The sequence below is a fragment of the Paraglaciecola mesophila genome (genome assembly GCF_009906955.1).
Classification (GTDB): Bacteria; Pseudomonadota; Gammaproteobacteria; order Enterobacterales; family Alteromonadaceae; genus Paraglaciecola; species Paraglaciecola mesophila_A.
Map to the genome: position 1 here is coordinate 581,324 of NZ_CP047656.1, position 18,557 is coordinate 599,880.

The following is an 18,557-nucleotide window of genomic DNA, read 5'->3' on the forward strand; positions in this document are numbered from 1 at the left end:
GCCTATATATTCATTAAGCAGGACCTTTTATAGCCAATTAGTGAGCTTAACTCCGATCCCTAAGCGCTGAGTATGTTGGTTATAATAGATTAAGCTTTCGCCATAGCCATTAAAATACTCAATGTAACCTCTTAAGTGGCGAGTGATAGGGAAAGTCCAGCCCACCTGAATCGCTCCTTTGTTGTCGCTTCTTAAATTATTTCTAAATAACACTTCCAACGTATTATTATCAGAAATATTCCACAACCCGGCTATTTCTCCATATCCCATATAACGTTCGATATAGGGATTATCGTCACCATCCGGATCATCCGGCGTGAGCTTATCTTCTTCAGGGATACGCCACCAAGTACGAACCCCCCAAGTTACGTTTGCACTTTGCGCAAAGACAAGCCCCCCAATAATACGATTCCAGCTTCTGGACAAGTCTCCTGTTTGGCCATTGGATTGATGATTTAGCGAAAGATAAGTTTGTTCAACCGGTAAGCCCAGCAGTGACCAAGGTTGACTATAATTAAATATAACCTCCGGTTCATAATTTGTTTCACGAAAAGGTGCTGAGATTTCACCATTATAAGCTTGCCAATAACTTTCCACGGTAAACGCGACCTGAACGTCTAATCCGTTCCACATTAGGTCTTCTACTGCCAAATATTTTAATGAAATTTGAAATTTGGCTTCTGTATCTTGATATTTTTCTGCTTTTGGATCGCCGCCGTAAGGGCGTTTACTTATATTGGCAAAGGTAACAGGAAGAAGGTAGTTAGGTTTGTGAGGCAGCAGCGCGAATGGATTTAGCGATGCCCTGTGTTCCAATCGGTTACGTTTACGCAATCGATTATCGTTTTTGTTTGCACATAATGAGCGCAGTTCACCTAAGGTAACCTCGTCACTAGAACGCTCCATTTGCTTTAGTAAACACTGCTCTAGGGTTTTCTCACCAGTACCAAGTTGCTGAGCTGTACTTACACTAGAAAGTAAAACAAGGACGCAGGAAAATGAATAGGGTATGAAAGTTTGCACATTGAATACCTGTGTGGTTATCGACTTAAATCCTTTCAACGGCAATATAATGATTCGTTGGATGGTCAGGCTGTTACATCTCTTTATTGTGCCATAAAAAAGGCACTCTTTTGAGTGCCTTAGCCTAAAAAATTGGCTTTTAGTTTATCGCAAAGTATCCATGCACCAAACGAAGTGACGATTACTTAGAAACAGCAATTTTCACCGTGGCCGTCACATAAGCTTCAATACGGCGGTTTTTCTGATGTGCTTCGCGCGTATTGGCCTTATCCAATAACTTCGTTTCACCATAACCCACAGCTTCTAAACGAGCACTGTCAATATTGTATTGGTCCACTAAGTACTGACGTACTGCTTCGGCACGCTTCACAGACAATTTCATATTGTATTCGTCTGTACCTGGGGCTGAAGCATAACCTTCAATTACCGCATCGGTAGTTGCGTAACGGCGCATAAAATCGACAAACTCTTGGACACTCGTTGCATCGATGTTCTTCAATTTACTTGAGTTGTTATCGAACAGTATTTTCAGCGACATTGTTTTGGACTCTTCGCTAAATATACTACAACCGTTTGCATCCACTTTGTCGTTCATCGGTGTATTGGCACATTGATCTTTAGCATCGATGACGCCATCTTGGTCACTGTCCGTCGCTTTTAGCGTACAACCGTCAGCATCAACGGTTGCGCCAAAAGGCGTATTAGGACATAAGTCACGCTGGTCAATCACGCCATCGTTGTCAGTGTCTTTGCTAACACGTTGCCCGCCTGTTTTACCAAAACTGTATGCCACACCTAGCTTTGCGCTGTACTCAGGGTTACCTTGACCAAAGTCATAATACCCGGCGATCTCAGTAATAACTTTCCACTTGTCACTTAATTGCCAATGAGCCCCTAAACCCAAATCGGCCATACGATAGCTTTCATCTAAACGTTGATTTTTTAGACCACCGAAAATGTAATAGTTACTTTGATTAATAAAATACAAAGCATCCACGCCGATACGCTCACCAGTAATGCTACCGCTGCCTCGTTCTGCGTCTAAATCAAGTTTTGCCACTTCGAAGCGAAATCCCCAATCAGGTGTTAGCTTCATTCCAATTTCACCGCCCCACCCCATGCCGCTGTCGTATGCTGTGTTCGGTTCGAATTTCTCCGGGTAAACGGAATAGTATTCGCCAAATAATCCACCCCAGATTTCTTTCTCTGATGAAGCTTGTGCGTTCGAATATGTGGATAAAAGCGCAATCGATACGCCAAGTGCAAGTGTGTGCTTCTTCATTACCATTCCTCTATCTAACGTTTATAATTTTTATTCGTGGCCAGCATTTAAGACTAGATACACGAGTTATTTTTGTAATAGACGCGGTGACATTTAAAATAGTCACAGCGTTTTAATTTATTTATTTTTTGACACTATTTTTTTAAAAGGAGTAAGCGCCCCAATAATGATGCCGATTAACAATGTACTTAAAATCAATAACAAACGTGGCATGGCAAAATCCCAAAATAAAAAGGTTACATGATCAAGCTGCATATTCTGCAAAACAAAAATGACGCATAGCGCGATTAATGCTATGTATAAATTTCGTTTGAAATGGCCTTTAAATAAATTCATTAAAAACTCCTGTGTTAATCAAACTGACGACTAGACGTAAAGCAACGGTTTTTACATATCTTTGCTTTATAACGATGGGTATTAGACGAGGGAGGCGTGAAAAAAGTCACACGTTTAATATTAAAAGCGTATTAAACCGTTAAATGGCTTACTGATGTTTACGTTGCGTATCGTAAAAATTGTTGCGTATCTTAAAAGTTAGAGTGTTGTTTCCAATTTCAACCTATCCAGAGCTCTGTAATAGCGCATTTTACTCGCACTCAAGGCTAACCCGAGTTGAGCGCTTATCTCTTCAAATGAACACTCTAATACGGCTTTCATAACGACGATTTCACGGTCAATGGGCTCTAAATTTGCTAACATTCTTTCCGTTTCCCCAAGATCAATGTCGTCTTCAGTCTCTGGCTCTTCTTGGTTGAGTAAATAACTAATGTCGTCTACGCGTTTTTTTTCTCTTAGCACATCCATGGCAGTGTTTCGCGCGATGGTCACGAGCCAGGGGAAAAATTTATCATGGTCCTTTAACTGTTCTAACTTGTGCCACGCGGTCATAAACGTATCTTGAAGTACATCATCAACGAGTGACGGATTATATAACACCTTAGCCGCTATGTAGGCGGCTATTTTACGTTGGTAACGGCCGTATAGCTTGGCAAACGCCAACGAAGCATCGCCGCGACGCTGCAAGGTACGTTTGACAAGTTGAATATCGGTTAATGCTTGCAAGTGCGTTATACAACCAAGCGCTTTCTTTCCCTAAATTGTAAACTCAATGAATAGTCAGCCCATCTAAAAAGTTCTTATTATCAATCACTTTTAAACTTTCATCTGGGGTACGTAGGATAGTGACTACTGCGGTGATCTCAACAACATTACCTTGTATTCCGTCCTTCGTTGTTACGCTGTCTCCTACTTTGACGGTGTCTGAAACGTACAATGAATAAATAATATTCTGTGATGCTTCGCGACTCCCTAAGCCTAACGAAATTGCGGTACCTACGCCTAGCGTAGCGAGAGCGATAGCAATAATGGTATCGAGTAAAACAGTATCAATGTCGAGTTGGTTTATCGTCAAAGAGAGGGTCAAGATCGCAACCAGACCATATGCGGCTTTAGACAGTGGACGAGCAAAATCAAATTCAGCCGCTTTAGCGGCATTATAGACTGCATTTTTAATTAAGTTGGCAGCAGCAAGACCAAATAGAAGTATCAGCGTCGCGGCAATAATTTTAGGGATAAACCGCAGGAATTGATCCATGGTTTCACCTAACTGAGACAATCCTAACGAATCTGCTGCAGTGACAATGAAAACTAAAAACGTAATCCAAAAAACCAAGACGGCTAATGTACTCGATACACCAACGTTTTTTCCAAACTTCGATAGTTGTTGGTCAATACCTGTCGCCTGGGCCAACTTGTCAACGCCGACTTTTTTAAGTATCGATGAAACGGCAAAACGTAATAGTCGAGAGACAAAATACCCTACCAGTAAAATGACAAGTGCAGCGAACAATGAGGGTAAAAAACCGGCGACTTCTTCGAAAAGTGCGGTGAGAGAGCCTGACACGGCTTCAAACCAAATACTAATATTCTCTTTCATTGGGCTTTAACCTTTTTCTTTAATAATTTTTTGCTGTGACTCATCATTAACGGTGCAAACAGAGTCAACAGCATCGAGAACACCCCATGTACACCGAGTCGAACAAGTTCTTTAGATTTGTCTTGCTTGACGACCTTAGCTGCAAGCGCTTTAGGTTCTGGCAGTGCTTGCTTCGTTAAAGCAGCTTTAGCCAGTCTTCGCTCAAGTGCCTGGTATTCATCATCGCTCATTTTCATACTCCTCCCGAAAATTATTTTCATCGTCGTGCAGCTCGGTCAGTTCATCAAACACGATCAATTCATCAAAAAAACTAACCTAATGTTAGCTATAAATACTGGACGTAATCCCTCATTAAAAAGTCACATATAAAAGATAAAAATAGAGTTACGTCAAATATGCTGAAATTAATTTCTAACGACTGTGACTTTATAAGCCTAGTTAACGTCATTACTTTGCAAAACTGGACATAATAATGACTAAGTCCATAGTTTAAATATACAATAATATTAGGAGCTTAGCTCCTAGCACATGAGATATAACATGACTGTAGATATACTAATTTGGTTTGGGATTGCATTTTGTGTCACGCAATCTGCTATTTTTTCGGGTTTGAACTTAGCGTTTTTTAGTCTAAGTCGTCTGCAATTAGACGTCGAAGCAAAACAGGGGAACGGTAATGCATCGGTTATCTTATCAATGCGCGAAGACTCAAATTTTCTACTTGCAACGATATTGTGGGGCAATGTATCTATAAACGTCTTGCTCACTCTGCTGTCTGACTCTGTGTTAGCGGGTATGTATTCGTTTTTATTCTCTACTATTGTGATTACGTTTTTAGGAGAGATATTCCCGCAAGCGTACTTTTCACGAAACGCGTTGCAAGTGGCCTCTAAGCTCACGCCCATTATTCGTTTTTATCAGGTTATTTTGTTTATCGTGGCAAAACCCACAGCATTAATTTTAGACGGCTGGTTAGGGCGAGAAGGCATCACTTACTTTCGAGAAAGAGAGCTCACGGCCATCATAAAAGCGCATATTGAAGCAGATGAAGCAGATGTTGAACATGTGCAAGGGGTTGGTGCTTTAAACTTTCTACAAGTAGACAACATCACAGTGAATGAAGAAGGCGAAATAATCGATCCGAAAAGCATGTTAGTGATGCCATGCAAATTAGATTTACCTTTGTTACCGGAACAAGGAACAGAAGGCTTTACTGACTTTGTGAACCGGGTTAATGCCTCTGGACATAAATGGGTTTTGTTGTTGGACGATGCACGTAACCCGCTTTTGATGTTAGATGCCGATGGTTTTATTCGTGCTACCTTGGTGGACAATGCACCATGTGATCCTTATGTGTTTTGTCACAGGCCACTTATTATTGAGGATGAAAACTGTACCTTGGGTGATGCGATGCAACGCTTAAAAATCACTCAAGATATAGATGCAAGCTCAGATGAAGTACTACATGCAGATGTGATAGTGGTGTGGTCTGAGACGTCCCCCCGACTAATTACTGGAGCGGATATTTTGGGGCGTCTTCTAAAAGGTATAGGACGCAAAGCGCTTATCAGCGGAAACGAATCGGATTTTACATCAAACGCTAATGACGAAGTGATGGACATAAAATAACCATCAAAAAAGCACATGATAAAAAGTGAGTTCTAAAGAATATGCAAAAAGCAGTAAACCTTTTGTTTTGATATCGTTATGGTGCTCGTTTTAATTAAAGCTTGCACCATGTTAAGTTCAGCTTGACTTGTTATAAATCAGTTGATGATTTTCATTAATCCGACCCCGTTAAGAATCAAGATACAATCATCAACTATTCTCATTTTCATTATCTATCTATATGAAATAAAAGGTTTTTTTGATTTATCCTGGTTTATATTCTATACTCCTCGCATTCGGTTCATGATAAGCCTTTTAAAGGCTAAATCAGATTATTAAATAGGTGGAATTATGTTGCGTAGCAAAAAGGTTGTCTCAGCGTTAAATGAAGTTTTGACAGGTGAATTAACCTCAATCAACCAGTATTTTTTACATGCTAGGATGTACAAAAATTGGGGCCTAAATGCACTGGATAAAAAATGCTATAAAAAGTCCATCAAAGATATGAAGCAAGCCGACGCTATCATTGAGCGTGTGCTGTTTTTACAAGGATTACCTAATCTTCAGATGTTGGGTAAATTATTGATCGGTGAAGACACCGAAGAAATGTTGCAATGTGATATGACATTTCAGAAACACCAAATACCAGTGCTCAAAGACGCTATTAGTTTATGTGAGCAAGAACAAGACTATGTTTCTCGTGACTTACTAGAAGACATTCTAGAATACGAAGAAGATCATTTGGATTGGCTAGAAACGCAAGAGTATCAAATTAAACACATGGGCTTACAAAACTATCTACAAGCTCAAGTTATTGAAGGGGAAGACTAATGCAAGGTAAAACAAATGTAATCTCGGGTTTGAATGCCCTTCTCGCTTATGAATTAGCCGCAATGGATCAGTATTTTGTGCATTCACAAATGTACCTTGATTGGGGATTGAACAAACTTTACGAACGTATTAATCATGAGTTTGATGATGAAAAAGGCCATGCAACCAAATTAATCGAGCGCATTTTATTTTTGGAAGGCACGCCGAACATGGTAGACCGTGATGGTTTGGTTATCGGTACTGATGTTCCGTCTATGCTTGAAAGTGATTTACGAGTGGAATATGCAGTAGGTGATAAACTTAAAGAAGTGATTGCTTTAGCAGAAACAGAGCAGGATTATGTCACGCGCGACATGTTGATGGTCTTGCTGGATGACACCGAAATGGATCACGCTCATTGGTTAGAACAACAGCTTGGATTAATTAAACGTGTTGGTTTGTCCAACTACCTGCAGTCTCAAATGTAAATTTTAAATTTATTTTCCATTAAATGCCTAGTCAATCGCTATTGCCTAGGCATTTTTTTTGGTGCTTAGCGTTTTCGTAGCGTCGCAATATACGTGTCTCCTATTTCGCCATTTATATTGAGGGCGGTATTGTTTAATACTGGGTTTCAAAATTAAAAAACACGCGTTTTTCATCACCGCTAGCTTCATTCACAAACAGTAATACCAGTTGCCAGCGCATATTTCGTTCACTGCATGCACCGAGAAAAAAGGTATTTTTCGAGATAATCCGCTCAGCGTTACTTTCCATACTCGTATTCAACAGGGCAGTTTGCCCCATATACATATTAATACCCTGAATATAACTCTGCTGTAAATCGTATTGGCTTGGGTAGATTAGCTCAATCTGCAGCTCCTCTTCCACTTGAGGATTTTGCAAAAGCCGCCCAGCAAACTCACGCCCATCTAAGGCGGCGACACAGGTTTGCGTTTCAATTAACTCACATTGTGCTCCGTGCTGTGTATTCACATTATCTATTGAGTTTAAGTAAACGAAAAAAAGTAAAAGTAAAATGAGGCCAAACGGCCAAAAACGCCTGATTAATGTACGATTCACAGATAGGTAATTTAATAACTTGATTTGCATCAAGTTTGCAACATAGAAACTGCGCTTACAAGTACGTTTGAACCTATCTTTTTAGCCTTGTTTTGATTATCATACGCGGGTTTTTAACATGCTAGTTTTGTGTATGGGTATAGCTATGCTTGTTTAATGTACACATACACAAAACGAACATGAGCTAGGACACACACGAGAGACACATACATCCTTATTGAAGTGGAAGATTCATTAAAATGAGTGAAGCGATTCAAGTACACCCTGACTACAACTATAAAGTTGTCCGTCAGTTTGCAGTTATGACAGTCGTCTGGGGCATTATTGGCATGTCGCTAGGCGTGTTTATAGCGGCCCAGTTATATTGGCCTGCCCTTAATTTTGACACACCTTGGTTAACGTTTTCTCGTTTAAGACCATTGCATACTAACGCCGTTATTTTCGCGTTTGGTGGCTGTGCACTGATGGCAACCTCATTTTATGTGGTTCAGCGTACTTCTCAGGTACGTATTTTTAGTGACAAACTTGCTGCATTTACCTTTTGGGGGTGGCAAGCGGTTATTCTTTCTGCAGTTGTAACTTTACCTATGGGGTTAACTTCAACTAAAGAATACGCTGAATTAGAATGGCCTATCGACATCCTGATCGCCTTGGTTTGGACGGCATACATGATTAACTTTTTCGGTACTATGATTATCCGTAAGGTGTCACATATTTATGTCGCTAACTGGTTCTTCGGCGCATTTATTCTTACCGTTCTGGTTCTTCATATTGGTAACAGTATGGCGATTCCTGTTTCCCTATTTAAATCATATTCAATTTATGCCGGTGCAGTAGACGCTATCATGCAGTGGTGGTACGGACATAACGCTGTAGGTTTCTTTCTAACAGCGGGTTTCTTGGGCATGATGTACTACTTCGTTCCTAAGCAAGCGGGTCGTCCAGTTTATTCTTACCGCTTATCGGTTGTTCATTTCTGGGCGTTGATTTCGCTTTATATTTGGGCGGGCCCTCACCACCTTCATTACACTGCCCTACCTGATTGGACTCAGTCTGTGGGTATGGTTATGTCGATCATTTTGTTCGTTCCGTCTTGGGGTGGCATGATCAATGGTATTATGACGCTATCAGGCGCTTGGCATAAATTACGTACTGACCCCGTTTTACGTTTCTTGGTTGTATCATTGTCGTTCTATGGAATGTCTACTTTTGAAGGCCCCATGATGGCCATAAAAACCGTTAATGCTCTTTCGCATTATACTGACTGGACAATAGGACATGTTCACTCTGGTGCGCTAGGTTGGGTTGCTATGGTATCAATAGGCTCTATCTACCATCTTATTCCGGTGTTATTTAATAAACCTAGAATGCACAGCATCTACTTGATAAACGTTCATTTTTGGTTAGCAACAATAGGCGTGGTGCTTTACATCGTTGCGATGTGGATGTCAGGAGTTTTACAAGGCCTAATGTGGCGTGCGGTAAATGCTGATGGCACGCTTACCTACAGCTTTGTAGAAGCGCTTGAAGCGTCTAAACCTTTCTACTTTGTACGCTTCCTAGGCGGTGTTTTTGTGGTTGTCGGTATGCTTATCATGGCTTACAACTGCTACATGACCATTCGTTCTAAGTCTGAAGACGAGACCGTTCGTTCAGACGCTGAAGTTCAAACCGCGTAGGAGTAGTATTGATGAAAAACGCACACGAAATAATTGAAAAGAACGTTGGCCTATTAACCATTTTAATCTTGGTTGCCATCAGTTTGGGCGCCATGGTTGAAATCACACCACTAATGTTCCAACAGCAAACAATGAAGCCGGTTGACGGACTTGAGCCATACACTGCTTTGGAAATGGAAGGTCGTGATATATATATTCGCGAAGGTTGTGTCGGTTGTCACAGTCAGATGATCCGTCCATTTCGCGCAGAAACAGAACGATATGGCCATTACTCTGTCGCGGGCGAATCCGTGTGGGAGCATCCATTCTTGTGGGGCTCTAAGCGCACAGGGCCAGACTTAGCCCGAGTCGGTGGTCGTTATAGTGATGAATGGCACCGTGTCCATTTAAGAAACCCACGTGATGTTGTACCTGAATCCAATATGCCTGGTTTTCCTTGGTTGTTTGAAAATCAGCTTAGTGGTGAGTTAACTGCTAAGAAACTCGCTGTATTTCGTGACTTTGGTGTGCCTTACACCGACGAAGATATTGCGGGAGCGAAAGCTGCGGTTGAAGGTAAATATGAGATAGATGCCCTAGTTGCATACTTACAATCTCTTGGAACTGCGTTGAAGTAATATGGATTACGCAATTACAGGAACCATATTTACCCTAATCGTATTTGTTGTATTTATAGGTATTGTTATTTGGGCCTACAGCAAAAAATCAAAGTCCGGTTTTGATGAAGCCGCAAACTTAATTTTTGCTGATGAGGACAAAAAAGAAAAGCGGGAGTCAGGCACACATGAGTAGCTTTTGGAGCATATGGATCACAGTTATCACACTGGGAACAATTATTGGATGTTTTTTATTATTGCGTTGGTGTTTAAGCAATAAAACCGGCGTCCCTGAAGGCGAAGACATGCATCATGAATATGATGGCATTCTAGAAATAAACAATCAGTTGCCACGCTGGTGGACAATTATGTTTTACGCCACCATCGTTTGGGGTTTTTTGTATTTTATACTTTACCCTGGCTTAGGCAGTTTTGAAGGCGTGTTAGGTTGGAAGAGCTCTAACCAAGACATTCGCTCACTTGCTGAGTCTGAGCAAGCGCGAATTGATGCAAAAGCCAATGGTGATATTGTGCAATACGATCGCGAACTGGATTTTGCAGAAGAACGCTTTGCCCCTATTTTTGCTGCGTATGCTAAGCAACCTATCGAATCTTTAGCGAAGGATCCGGAAGCATTGAAAGTGGGTCAGCGTTTGTTTAGCCAAAACTGCTCTCAATGTCATGGCTCAGATGCGCGTGGTCAACGTGGTTTCCCTAACTTAACAGATAACGACTGGTTGTATGGCGGCACGCCGGCTAAAATCACTGAAACGCTAACCCTAGGTCGCCAAGCGGCTATGCCTGCACAACTCGCAGCAATGGGTGAAAAAGGTATCGAAGAAGTAGCGGCTTACGCCCTTAGCCTAAGTGGTCGCCAAGTAGATCCAGATTTAAAAGAAAAAGGTAAAGTTCGCTTTGCTATTTGTTCTGCATGTCATGGACCAGATGGTAAGGGTAATCAAGCGTTGGGTGCACCAAACTTAACCGATAATATTTGGTTATACGGTGGCAGCCATAAAGCGGTTACTGAAACGTTAACTTATGGTCGTAACGGTGTGATGCCTTCATTCAAGAAAACCTTGGGCGAAGAGAAAATTCACTTAGTTGCAGCATATGTTTACAGTTTATCGCAAGATAAGTAATCCCGTTTTCGGTTAGAATAAGCCTCGCTTGTGCGAGGCTTTTTTATATTCTTCATTTAATTAAGGTTGTTATGTCCCCTACTTCAGAGCCGTCCATTACAGACAAAAAGAAATGGTACAAACAGTTCTGGCCGTGGTTTCTAATTACGATCCCAGTATGTTCTATGATTTTGAGTTTTAATATGCTGCGCTTCGCGTTTGATGGTCAAGATGCCATGGTAGTCGACGACTATTACAAGCAAGGTAAAGCCATCAATATTAGCCTTGAAAAAATTCAGGTAGCAAAAGCACGAAACATTCAAACCGAATTAACCGTCAATGAAAATGACGTGAGTCTCCGTTTTATCAGCGGAGCACCTGAGACAGGTGCAGCACTTAACCTTGCGTTTTATCATGTGACGCAAGCACCAAAAGATCAAACAGTCGATTTATTCAGAGATGCACAAGGCATTTATCGTGGTAGCACAGAACATGATTTAATCGGTAAATGGCAAGTCGCGCTCACCCCTCACGATAAAGAGTGGAAAGTACAGCAAACACTGTCTTTCCCAAATACAGACCCAATTATTTTTACCCCTTAATGACAAATACTATACCTTGCTACCACTGCGGTTTACCTGCTGTTGATGGCGATAAATACAATGCCCTTGTTTTAGGCACCGAGCGACCTATGTGTTGTCCTGGGTGCCAAGCGGTTGCCCAAGCCATTGTTGAAAACGGCTTAGAGGATTACTACCGTTTTCGCACCGAACCAGGCGTTAAGGCCGATGATAATATTCAAGAGACCCTTGACCAACTAACGATCTTTGATGAGCAAAGTATTCAACAAGATTTTGTCGTGCATCAAGGTGAGGTCAGTGAAATTCAGCTCAGTTTAAGCGGTATGAGTTGCGCTGCTTGTGGTTGGTTGATTGAAAAGCAGTTATCCAAAGTCTCTGGTATTAAACAAGTGTCAGTCAATGTGACTGCTAGCCGAGCGCTTGTTAGCTGGTATTCGGATGCGTTAAGTTTGAGCCAGATTATGGCGTCCATTGAACGTATAGGGTATCACCCAAGTCCATTTCAACAAGAACAACATGAAGCCCTGTTTCAACAATCACACAAAGCGCAATTAAAACGCATTGGTTTAGCAGGTCTTATGACTATGCAAGTCATGATGTTAGCAATTGGTGTGTATTTTGATTTATTTGGCGATCTAGAAAAAGAAACCAGTTCATTTTTTAATTGGATCAGCTTGGTATTGAGTACACCTGTGGTGTTTTATTCCGGTGCGGGTTTTTACCACAGTGCCTATAAAGCCCTTAAAGCAAAAACGGTCAATATGGATGTACCCGTTTCAATTGCACTGCTAGCAACCTACTTTTCTGGGGTATGGGCTACTGTCTTTGAAAATGGTCAAGTGTATTTCGAGTCCGTATGTATGTTTATCTTTTTGCTGTTAGTAAGCCGGTTTATTGAGCATCAAGCACGCCACAAAGCGGCACAGATTTCTGCAAACATGTTGCAATATATACCACTCACGGCAAACCTGATGATAGACGAAGAGATTCAGCCGACGCTGGCAAAGTCACTGAAACTTGATGATGTGATTTTAGTAAAAGCAGGGGAAACGATACCTATTGACGGGCTGGTTTTAAGTGGCCATGCACAAATTGATGAATCCCTTCTTACGGGTGAGTTTTACCCAGTTGATAAGAATGAAGGAGACACTGTATACGGCGGCACACTCAATAAAAGTGGCACATTGACTCTAAAAGTCACGTCACAATTTAAATATGCCTTAGTTAACCAAATTGCCCGCTTGCAAGAACAAGCCATGGCAAGTAAACCGAGAATTGCCACTATGGCAGACCAGTTCTCACAGTACTTTGTGTTGGCCGTATTATTTTTCGCAATAGGCAGTTTTACATTTTGGTGGTTGCAGGGAGAGCCTGACGCATTTTGGATTGCGATTTCAGTATTGATTGCGACCTGCCCGTGTGCACTTGGGCTGGCGACCCCCTCTGCGTTGTCGTTTGCTATGGCAAATCTGAATAAACAGGGAGTGTTACTTAAACGTTCTGACGTACTTGAACAATTGACTCAAGTGGATCACCTAGTCCTCGATAAGACCGGTACCTTGACTCAAGGTGAAGTATCAATTTCTTCTATGCAAAATATTTCGACATTAAGTGATGCTGATCTTTTACAATATGCTCACAGCGTAGAACAATATTCAGAGCATCCTATCGCGCGCGCATTTTCCTCTTACCCAGTGTTTACCCAAGTGGAAGACTTTCAGTTTTCACTAGGGGAAGGTGTCAGTGCAAAGGTAAATCATCAATACGTTGAGCTATTCGCTGCGCACAGTGCGGCATCTAAAAACACTGCCGTACCTGAACAACTCAAAGATAGCAGTATCGTGATGCGTATCGATGGCCAGTTTGTGTGTGGGTTTGAATTAACTGATACCCTGCGCCCTGATGTTTCTGACATGCTCGCACGTTTAAGTCGGAAAGATATCACCTTGCTCAGTGGAGATAATCAATTTAACGTTAGCCAGGTTGCTAAGCATATTGGTATTTCAAATTGGCGGGCTGAACAATCACCTCAAGATAAACTCGCATTTGTCCAAGAGCTTCAACGCAATGAGCACAGCGTATTAATGATTGGAGATGGCATAAATGATGCTCCGGTTTTAGCTCAAGCCGATGTAGCTGTTACGCTAGGCGCCGGTGCTGATTTAGCCAAAACTTCAGCAGATATTATCTTGCTCAAAAACGCGTTAGGCAAACTCCCCTATTTGTTTCAGATTGCGATACGCTGCAAGCAGAAGATCAGACAAAATATGGCATGGGCATTAGGTTACAATGTACTGGTTTTGCCCTTAGCAGTTAGCGGTCTATTAACACCTTGGATGGCCGTTATCGGCATGTCACTCAGCTCTATCATTGTTGTCGTTAACTCCGTACGATTACTCAAGTAAAACTTGCAGGTTATTCTATGAGCATTATTTATATCTTAATTCCCTTGGCGATCATCATCGTTTCTTTAGCGATTGGTATTTTTTTCTGGGCCGTTAAAAGTAACCAGTTTGAGGATCTCGAACGTCACGGATACAGTATTTTGTTTGATGATGATATAAAATCGCCTTCGTCAAGCACCAATAAGCCTTCAGATCCCTCCCCTGAGGCAACACAATATACTGATGAAAAAAATACTAAAGAGAAAAACAAACAATCTTTAACGTCAAATGACCAATCTTAATATTACCGCAGCGTTTTTAATTGGCTTGGCTGGCAGCGTGCATTGTTTTGGTATGTGCGGTGGCGTGGTCAGCGCTTTTCACTTCGCCGTGCCTAAGGGGGCCAAGCAATGGCCGTACGTGTTCACCTACAATGTGGGCCGAATTGCCAGTTATGCCCTCCTAGGGGCGTTAACAGGAAGTTTAGGCAGCATGGTAGAACGCGCCCAAATCATTAAATCCATTCCTTTTTTACACACCATTAGTGCACTCTTTCTAATAGCTATGGCCTGTTATGTAGGAAATTGGTGGCGCGGCTTACATTATTTAGAGCGTGCTGGCGCTAAGTTATGGCGCTATGTTCGGCCATTATCTAAATCGTTGTTACCTTTTAAACACCCTTTGTATGCCTTGCCTTACGGGGTTATCTGGGGATGGTTGCCTTGCGGTTTGGTCTACTCTACGCTGACTTGGAGTTTAGCCAGCGGCAGTGCCGTCAACGGAGCGTTGGTGATGTTATTTTTCGGTCTAGGCACCTTGCCGGCACTTATTGTTATGGCTGCTGGCGTTGAATCAATGAAAACACTACTCACCAATTCCAAAACGCGTCAAATCGTTGCACTGTGTTTACTCGGTTTTGCGTTACACATGTTATGGCGTGCTTATACCTAGCTCACAAGACGGTTGAAGCAGCAAGCGCGTAGTAGTTAACGTTTATCCAACTTCTTGTTTCTTTACGTGCGATCAACAAATTTAATTGCGGGAGTATAAAATAACTTGCGTTAAATCAATATAATAGTAACTTAAATGGCAAATTTAACGTTAGTCTCGTACACTAAAAGTGTCACATCAGCGGCGGAGAATAATGATGAAATATCAAAAAATACTCGCAGTTATCGATCCTGAAGACGAAGAGCAGAAATCGCTTATGCGCGCAATAGAAATTGCGCAAATAACCCAAGCTCAGATTACCGCTTTTTTACCTATTTACGACCTATCCTACGAAATGACCACCATGCTTTCCACCGATGAGCGAGAGAACATGCGCTTTGCAGTGATCGAAGATAAAAGCGCGTGGTTAGCTGAATTGGTGGCGCCGATCGAAAAGCAACACGGAATCAAAATCGACCTGAACGTTGAATGGCACAATCGTGCTTGGGAAAGCATTATCTGCCGCGTGATGAAGCATAACTATGATTTGATTGTAAAGGGAACCCAGTTAAACGACACCCTTAAAGCGGTCATATTTACCCCAACGGATTGGCATATTATGCGTAAAAGCCCAGTGCCTGTTTTATTGGTCAAGGATCATGATTGGCCCATTGGTGGCAAGGTGCTTGGTGCGGTAAGTGTCGGCGTTGAAGACGATGATCATGTTGCATTAAACGACTGCGTCACTCGAAGCGCTAAAGGGTTTGCAAGTCTTCTTTCATCAGAGGTGCATTTGGTCAATGCGTATCCAGGAACCCCTGTCAATATCGCCATAGAGATCCCTGAGTTTGATCCACAAGTGTATAGCGATTCGGTGAAAGATCACCATCATAATGCCATGTTACGCCACGCTCAAAAGCATGAAATTGCACAACGCTGCTCGCATATTGAAGAAGGACTACCTGAAGACGTTATCCCTGCCCTTGCAGAGAAAATTGATGCTGAATTAGTGGTGCTTGGTACAGTGGGAAGGCAAGGGATTTCTGGGGTGTTAATCGGTAACACAGCAGAGCATGTGATTGATAAGCTTAATTGTGATGTATTGGCGATTAAACCTGATGGGTACGTTTCACCTGTGGTGTGCGCTTAATTGAAAGCACCGGAGCCGTCTCTCCGGTGACTTTGTATTGATAACGCTGACCTAAAAATATGGTACCCAAAAAAGTATTTCCTAACACAGACTACCGCTCGTTGCTCACACTGCACTCGTTACTCACACTGCACTCTTTACTCAATATGCTTAATAATATCGATTTGCCACTGCCTTCATCGGTTGCGTAATAAACCTGCGCCCAATTGCGCAGTTGCCATCTGAATCATTAAGGTAGGTGAATTGTTTTTAAATTTGGTAAAACTGAAATTTTCCATGCCAACCGCAAAAGGCATAGTATTCTAGATAGTATGACTGACGTTATTAGGTAATCATTTTATCTTTTCGGCAAGCAATGTCGCTTAAAATACATGAATAATTTCGTTATAATCCGTGCGCATTTTCTTTTCATCATCCAACAGTTGCCCAATTTCATGAATCATGTTTCTAGTACACCATCTAACATCCCCACTGGCCCTAATGTTGCCGCCGACAACGGTAAACGTGTTAAAAAACTTGCGACAAAATTAAGACGTAAAACAGGCCAAGCCATCGCTGACTTTAATATGATTGAAGAAGGCGACAAAGTCATGGTGTGCTTGTCGGGTGGTAAAGACAGCTACACTATGCTTGATATGCTGCTGCATATGCAAAAATCTGCACCAATTCATTTTTCCATTATTGCGGTCAACTTAGATCAGAAACAACCGGGGTTTCCTGAGCATGTTTTACCAAACTACTTGGAAAACTTAGGTGTTGATTATGCTATTATCGAAGAAGATACTTACTCTATCGTGGTTGATAAAGTCCCAGAAGGTAAAACAACGTGTTCACTGTGCTCACGTTTGCGCCGCGGCATTCTATATACCAATGCCATCAAAATGGGCGTGACTAAAATTGCCCTTGGTCATCATAGAGACGACATGCTCGAAACGCTATTTTTGAATATGTTTCATACAGGTCGTTTAAAATCGATGCCCCCAAAATTAACCAGTGATGATGGCAAAAATGTCGTCATACGGCCACTCGCCTATTGCAGCGAGCAAGACATCGCCGAGTATTCAACTCACATGGGATTTCCTATCATTCCTTGCAACTTATGTGGCTCTCAAGAAAATTTGCAACGCAAACAAGTTAAACTGATGTTAGAACAGTGGAACAGCCAATTCCCAGGTCGTATAGAAACCATGTTCAAAGCATTACAGAATGTGGTGCCGTCACACTTGGCCGATCCAAACGTATTTAACTTTAAAGACTTGAATGAAAGCGAGCTTGGTGAAACAAATGGTGACACTGCGTTTGATCCGCTTGATTTAAGCCCGGCAAAAGACGTTAACGTTTCAACCCTTCCCATTACCCGCATAGATTAGGAGCCAAACATTGAAAATAGGCATAGCCCTAGGCAGCGGCGCTGCTCGTGGTTGGGCGCACATAGGAGTGATCCAGGCATTAGAAGAGTTAGGCATTAAAATTGATGTGGTGGCAGGCTGTTCCATTGGCGCCTATGTTGGAGCAGCTTACTCCTCAAACAAGCTCGGCCCTTTAGAGGAATGGGTACGCAGCTTAACAGAATGGCAAGTATTCGCGTTAATGGGCGTAGGCCTATATCGAGGGGGATTAGTTAGCGGCCTAAAGGTCTTCAAGGCGTTGCAAGATAATTTCAGTGAAGAAACCTTTGAAGAACTGTGTAAGCCGTTTGCCTGTGTTGCTACGGATTTATACAGTGGCCGGGAAATCAATTTTTTAACCGGCTCGGTGGTTGATGCTGTTCGTGCGTCATGCGCTATTCCAGGTTTGTTCCCCCCTACTACTTTCAATGATCGTTGGTTAGTTGACGGTGGTGTGGTCAATCCGGTTCCGGTTAATTTGTGTCGTCATTTAGGTGCCGATATCGTATTCGCTGTAAATCTTAGCGCTGACTTTCGTCCTCAAGCGCTAGACAGTAACGAAAAAGAGCGAGAACGAAACCAACAAAAGATTTCCGATGTGTTCAGTAAGAGTCAAAATCAGTTCTCAAAGTGGTTCAAAAGTGACAAAAAACACAAAGAGAGCCCCCCTCTTGATAACGAAGGGAAACCAGATGACCAAGACCAAGTTGAATTAAACAGCGAAATAGCCAAGCCCCGTACAGTGAAAAAGAACCCGCCTAGCATGATTGGTGTGATGGCAGGTTCACTGGACATACTGCAAGCTCGAGTAACACGTTCACGTTTAGCGGGAAATCCACCGGATATTCTTATCGAGCCACAACTACGCGATTTTGGCATGATGGAATTTTATCGAGCAGAGGAACTCATTGAGGAAGGTCGAAACAGCGTCAAGCGAATTGCTGAGCAGATTCGCTATCAATTGCGCTTAGATTAGTTGCCCTGAT

21 protein-coding genes are annotated in these 18,557 nt (G+C 42.1%); 14 read left to right on the forward strand and 7 right to left on the reverse strand.

Annotation, left to right across the window (positions count from 1 at the left end; all coding sequences use genetic code 11):
- Positions 1 to 27: 27 nt before the first annotated feature.
- The 6 genes from FX988_RS02415 to FX988_RS02440 all read right to left on the reverse strand — a co-directional run bounded on the left by FX988_RS02415 (position 28) and on the right by FX988_RS02440 (position 4,471).
- Positions 28 to 906, reverse strand: coding sequence for a phospholipase A (locus tag FX988_RS02415; RefSeq protein WP_160182073.1), 879 nt, complete (start codon positions 904 to 906; stop codon positions 28 to 30).
- Positions 907 to 1,204: 298 nt separating this feature from the next.
- Positions 1,205 to 2,305, reverse strand: a complete 1,101-nt coding sequence (locus tag FX988_RS02420; RefSeq protein ID WP_160178173.1) for an OmpA family protein — start codon at positions 2,303 to 2,305, stop codon at positions 1,205 to 1,207.
- Between the two features lie 117 nt (positions 2,306 to 2,422).
- On the reverse strand, positions 2,423 to 2,641 hold the full coding sequence (locus FX988_RS02425; RefSeq protein WP_160178174.1) for a lipopolysaccharide assembly protein LapA domain-containing protein: 219 nt from the start codon (positions 2,639 to 2,641) through the stop codon (positions 2,423 to 2,425).
- 198 nt (positions 2,642 to 2,839) lie between these two features.
- Complete coding sequence (locus FX988_RS02430; protein ID WP_160178175.1) at positions 2,840 to 3,367, reverse strand: RNA polymerase sigma factor; 528 nt, start codon at positions 3,365 to 3,367, stop codon at positions 2,840 to 2,842.
- Between the two features lie 43 nt (positions 3,368 to 3,410).
- Positions 3,411 to 4,241 carry a mechanosensitive ion channel family protein gene (locus FX988_RS02435; protein ID WP_160178176.1) on the reverse strand — a complete coding sequence of 277 codons (831 nt, stop codon included), beginning with the start codon at positions 4,239 to 4,241 and terminating at the stop codon, positions 3,411 to 3,413.
- The gene (locus FX988_RS02440) at positions 4,238 to 4,471 is read right to left on the reverse strand and encodes a hypothetical protein (RefSeq protein ID WP_160178177.1); all 234 of its coding nucleotides are present in this window, start codon (positions 4,469 to 4,471) and stop codon (positions 4,238 to 4,240) included. Before FX988_RS02440 ends, FX988_RS02435 begins: the two co-directional genes overlap by 4 nt.
- Before the next feature lie 310 nt (positions 4,472 to 4,781).
- Here FX988_RS02440 and FX988_RS02445 point away from each other — a divergent pair, with 310 nt between their 5' ends.
- The 3 genes from FX988_RS02445 to bfr (FX988_RS02455) all read left to right on the forward strand — a co-directional run bounded on the left by FX988_RS02445 (position 4,782) and on the right by bfr (FX988_RS02455) (position 7,147).
- Positions 4,782 to 5,870, forward strand: coding sequence for a DUF21 domain-containing protein (locus tag FX988_RS02445; RefSeq protein ID WP_160178178.1), 1,089 nt, complete (start codon positions 4,782 to 4,784; stop codon positions 5,868 to 5,870).
- A gap of 330 nt (positions 5,871 to 6,200) precedes the next feature.
- Positions 6,201 to 6,680 carry a bacterioferritin gene (gene bfr / locus FX988_RS02450; RefSeq protein ID WP_160178179.1) on the forward strand — a complete coding sequence of 160 codons (480 nt, stop codon included), beginning with the start codon at positions 6,201 to 6,203 and terminating at the stop codon, positions 6,678 to 6,680.
- Positions 6,680 to 7,147: a bacterioferritin gene (bfr, locus tag FX988_RS02455; protein ID WP_007987247.1), complete on the forward strand. Its 468-nt coding sequence runs from the start codon at positions 6,680 to 6,682 to the stop codon at positions 7,145 to 7,147. The genes bfr (FX988_RS02450) and bfr (FX988_RS02455) overlap by 1 nt, the downstream gene beginning before the upstream one ends.
- Positions 7,148 to 7,280: 133 nt before the next feature.
- Here the strand turns inward: bfr (FX988_RS02455) and FX988_RS02460 are convergent, their stop codons facing one another.
- Positions 7,281 to 7,655: a hypothetical protein gene (locus FX988_RS02460; RefSeq protein WP_254700702.1), complete on the reverse strand. Its 375-nt coding sequence runs from the start codon at positions 7,653 to 7,655 to the stop codon at positions 7,281 to 7,283.
- A 326-nt stretch (positions 7,656 to 7,981) separates the two neighbouring features.
- On the opposite strand from FX988_RS02460, the gene ccoN reads away from it, so the two are divergent.
- The 11 genes from ccoN to FX988_RS02515 all read left to right on the forward strand — a co-directional run bounded on the left by ccoN (position 7,982) and on the right by FX988_RS02515 (position 18,547).
- On the forward strand, positions 7,982 to 9,421 hold the full coding sequence (gene ccoN, locus FX988_RS02465) for a cytochrome-c oxidase, cbb3-type subunit I (RefSeq protein ID WP_160178181.1): 1,440 nt from the start codon (positions 7,982 to 7,984) through the stop codon (positions 9,419 to 9,421).
- A gap of 11 nt (positions 9,422 to 9,432) precedes the next feature.
- Positions 9,433 to 10,038 (forward strand): cytochrome-c oxidase, cbb3-type subunit II, encoded by a 606-nt coding sequence (gene ccoO / locus FX988_RS02470; RefSeq protein WP_007991121.1) that lies wholly within the window; start codon positions 9,433 to 9,435, stop codon positions 10,036 to 10,038.
- Between the two features lies 1 nt (position 10,039).
- Complete coding sequence (locus tag FX988_RS02475; protein WP_007991122.1) at positions 10,040 to 10,213, forward strand: CcoQ/FixQ family Cbb3-type cytochrome c oxidase assembly chaperone; 174 nt, start codon at positions 10,040 to 10,042, stop codon at positions 10,211 to 10,213.
- On the forward strand, positions 10,206 to 11,159 hold the full coding sequence (gene ccoP / locus FX988_RS02480) for a cytochrome-c oxidase, cbb3-type subunit III (RefSeq protein WP_160178182.1): 954 nt from the start codon (positions 10,206 to 10,208) through the stop codon (positions 11,157 to 11,159). The genes FX988_RS02475 and ccoP overlap by 8 nt, the downstream gene beginning before the upstream one ends.
- A gap of 71 nt (positions 11,160 to 11,230) precedes the next feature.
- Positions 11,231 to 11,740 carry a FixH family protein gene (locus tag FX988_RS02485; protein WP_160178183.1) on the forward strand — a complete coding sequence of 170 codons (510 nt, stop codon included), beginning with the start codon at positions 11,231 to 11,233 and terminating at the stop codon, positions 11,738 to 11,740.
- On the forward strand, positions 11,740 to 14,124 hold the full coding sequence (locus FX988_RS02490; protein ID WP_160178184.1) for a heavy metal translocating P-type ATPase: 2,385 nt from the start codon (positions 11,740 to 11,742) through the stop codon (positions 14,122 to 14,124). Before FX988_RS02485 ends, FX988_RS02490 begins: the two co-directional genes overlap by 1 nt.
- A 17-nt stretch (positions 14,125 to 14,141) precedes the next feature.
- Positions 14,142 to 14,405, forward strand: a complete 264-nt coding sequence (ccoS, locus tag FX988_RS02495; protein WP_160178185.1) for a cbb3-type cytochrome oxidase assembly protein CcoS — start codon at positions 14,142 to 14,144, stop codon at positions 14,403 to 14,405.
- Positions 14,392 to 15,054, forward strand: coding sequence for a sulfite exporter TauE/SafE family protein (locus FX988_RS02500; RefSeq protein WP_160178186.1), 663 nt, complete (start codon positions 14,392 to 14,394; stop codon positions 15,052 to 15,054). The genes ccoS and FX988_RS02500 overlap by 14 nt, the downstream gene beginning before the upstream one ends.
- 193 nt (positions 15,055 to 15,247) lie before the next feature.
- Entirely contained in the window at positions 15,248 to 16,183 is a 936-nt protein-coding gene (gene uspE, locus FX988_RS02505) for a universal stress protein UspE (protein ID WP_160178187.1), read from the forward strand.
- Between the two features lie 434 nt (positions 16,184 to 16,617).
- A complete protein-coding gene (gene ttcA / locus FX988_RS02510; protein ID WP_160178188.1) occupies positions 16,618 to 17,553 on the forward strand; it encodes a tRNA 2-thiocytidine(32) synthetase TtcA in 936 nt (311 codons plus the stop codon).
- A 10-nt stretch (positions 17,554 to 17,563) separates the two neighbouring features.
- A complete protein-coding gene (locus tag FX988_RS02515; RefSeq protein ID WP_160178189.1) occupies positions 17,564 to 18,547 on the forward strand; it encodes a patatin-like phospholipase family protein in 984 nt (327 codons plus the stop codon).
- The last annotated feature ends 10 nt before the right edge of the window (positions 18,548 to 18,557 follow it).